Source organism: Sporomusa sp. (assembly GCF_035561255.1).
Taxonomy (GTDB): Bacteria; Bacillota; Negativicutes; order Sporomusales; family Sporomusaceae; genus Sporomusa.
In genome coordinates this window covers 1-2,019 of record NZ_DATMXX010000255.1, presented here as the reverse complement: position 1 = coordinate 2,019, position 2,019 = coordinate 1, and the positions used below count along the sequence as shown (strand labels likewise).

Annotated in this window: 2 protein-coding genes; both read left to right on the top strand. The window is 42.8% G+C overall.

Features of this window, described 5'->3' with window-relative positions:
• The first annotated feature begins 143 nt into the window (after positions 1-143).
• Entirely contained in the window at positions 144-980 is an 837-nt protein-coding gene (gene panB / locus VN379_RS14375; RefSeq protein ID WP_325535000.1) for a 3-methyl-2-oxobutanoate hydroxymethyltransferase, read from the top strand.
• 32 nt (positions 981-1,012) lie between these two features.
• Entirely contained in the window at positions 1,013-1,960 is a 948-nt protein-coding gene (locus VN379_RS14370) for a bile acid:sodium symporter family protein (protein WP_325534998.1), read from the top strand.
• The last annotated feature ends 59 nt before the right edge of the window (positions 1,961-2,019 follow it).

Below are 2,019 nucleotides of genomic sequence, written 5' to 3'. Positions count from 1 at the left end.
GTTATGAGGAACGAACTTCTGTTTGATAATGAGTTGAATTTTAACATATGTTAGTTATCCCATTCATGATGGTGTCTTTTTTAGTCCCCATTGTTTCGCATAAAGCGAAACATGTAAATAGATTTTAAAAGGAGAGGGTATTTATGGCAAAGGTAAAAATGACAATTCCACAATGCAAGGAAATGAAAGGAAAGACTGAAAAATTCACAATGATCACGGCCTATGATGTTTTGCTTGCTTCGGTGATTGAGAAGACTCCGATTGAGATGATTCTCGTGGGAGATTCGCTGGGAATGACGGTGTTGGGGTACAACAGTACAGTGCCGGTTACAATGGACGATATTATCCATCACACTAAACCGGTAGTTAAGGGCGCACCTAATACTTTCATCGTTGGGGATATGCCGTTTGGTTCTTACAATGCCAGTGTTGAGGATGCTATCCGTAACGCCAACCGCATTATGAAAGAAGGCGGTGCAGATGCTATTAAGCTCGAAGGCGGCAAAAACGTGGCACATATTGTGGAAGCAATGGTTAATGGCGGAATTCCAGTTATGGGTCATATTGGGTTAACACCTCAAACAGCAGGGCAATTGGGTGGATTTAAGGTTCAAGGTAAAGATGCTGAAGCTGCCAAGCAGTTAATTGAAGATGCAAAAGCACTTGAGAAAGCGGGAGTATTTGCCATAGTGGTAGAATGCGTACCTGCACCAGTAGCTAAATTGATCACTGAAGAACTGTCTATTCCGACTATGGGTATCGGCGCAGGCCCATACTGTGACGCCCAAGTATTGGTTACTCAGGACTTATTAGGAATGTTCGACCGTTTTGTACCTAAAATGGTTAAACAATATGCTCAGCTGAACAAGCAGATGGTAGATGCGCTAAATAGTTTTTATCAAGAAACACAGGATGGGGTATTTCCTGGACCAGAGCATTCTTTTGGTATGAAAGAAGAAGATTTGAAGCGTTTATACTAGGAAACTGAATAATGAAAATGGAGGAATCTAAAATGGCTTTGTTGGAAAAAATCGCCCTAGCGATTACTAAGTTGTTTCCTTTATGGCTTATCTTGTTTTCCGGCCTTGCGTTCCTGTACCCTGATTCATTAAAGTCACAAGGCTATTTGGTAACATACTTACTTGGAACAATCATGCTCGGAATGGGTCTGTCCATGTCGGTTGAAGACTTTAAACTGGTATTGTCCAGGCCTAAAGACGTTATCATAGGTATCGTGCTCAGGTATCTTATCATGCCTGTAGTGGGATTTGGCGTAGCTAAATTACTTGGGTTACCACCAGCGCTGGCCGCCGGTTTGATCTTAGTCGGCTGCTGCCCTAGCGGCACAGCTTCCAATGTAATGAGCTTTCTGGCAAAGGCTGATACGGCGTTATCAGTGACAGTGTCTAGTTTTAACATAATTTTGGCACCACTTTTGTTGCCGGCCACGTTTTTGCTTTTGGCTGGTGCGGAGGTTCATGTTGACCCAGCAGCCATGTTTATGGATGTACTAAAAATAGTATTGTTACCGGTTATGCTAGGCATGACATTGCGTGCTCTGTTTAACTCCTTTGTCAATAGTATTATGAAGATTGTCCCGGTTATCTCTGTAATTGCTATCATCTGGGCCATTGCGATTGTGGTTGCCTTAAGCGCTGCCAAGCTTGCTACTGTTGCCATTATTGCTCTCGCCGCTGTTGCTCTTCATAATGCTGTGGGATTAATGTTGGGCTATGGAGCATCAAAAGCTCTTGGAATGGGTGAACGGCAAGCAAGAGCGGTTACTTTTGAGATCGGTATTGAAATGTCCGGACTTGCTGTAGTTTTGGCTTTGGCTCACTTAGAACCGCTGGCCGCTGTTCCAGGTGCGATCTTTAGTGTCTGGCATAATCTTACTGGTTCTGTTCTTGCTGGTTATTGGGCAAATAAGCCACCTAAAGACGAGTCATATGCTGCTTAATCGTTGAATTTGAAAGTAAAAACTCTTTACTTTTCTTATAAGCATGCTAAATGTATTTC

Bases quoted from the DNA above. Each gene is read 5' to 3' on its own strand.
- panB (WP_325535000.1), top strand. From the start codon at position 144: ATGGCAAAGGTAAAAATGACAATTCCACAATGCAAGGAAATGAAAGGA.
- VN379_RS14370 (WP_325534998.1), top strand. From the start codon at position 1,013: ATGGCTTTGTTGGAAAAAATCGCCCTAGCGATTACTAAGTTGTTTCCT.